This window comes from Micrococcus sp. HG099, from assembly GCF_024723355.1.
GTDB lineage: Bacteria > Actinomycetota > Actinomycetes > Actinomycetales > Micrococcaceae > Micrococcus > Micrococcus endophyticus.
The window spans coordinates 1-428 of record NZ_JANQCJ010000308.1 but is presented as its reverse complement, the minus strand read 5'-3'; the positions used below and the strand labels follow the sequence as shown (position 1 = coordinate 428).

Here is a 428-nt window from a genome sequence, read left to right as displayed (position 1 = left end):
GATCCCCGCCGTCCAGGCGGCCCAGGCCGCCTCGAGCGCGACGTCCGCGGGAGCGGTCACGAGGACGGCCCCGCCGGTCCCGCCCGCCCACCAGCACCGGCACGATCCGCCGGACTCCACCACGAGGCAGGCGTCCGCGGCCACGGCGTGGCGCAGCAGCTGGAACACGAGCCACCGGCAGACGCCGGCGGCCTCGCGGGGCGGGCCGAGCACCACGGTGCGGGCGGCCGGCGAGGGGACCGTCAGCGCCTCGCGACGCGCGGTGACGGCCGCGACCCAGGCCTGGTCCGGGTCGTCCCGGGACAGGCCCAGGGCGCCCATGCCCAGCCCCCAGGACAGCGTCGCGGGGCCCTCAGCGGCACCGGTGAGGCCGAAGCGGTCCGGGGTCCGGGCGCGGACGGCGCGGGCGACGTCGCCGGGGGAGAGGG

Annotated in this window: 1 pseudogene; it reads right to left on the bottom strand. The window is 80.6% G+C overall.

Annotation, left to right across the window (positions count from 1 at the left end):
• A pseudogene (locus NWP10_RS12365) lies at nucleotides 1–428 on the bottom strand (cell division protein FtsK); the annotation flags it as partial.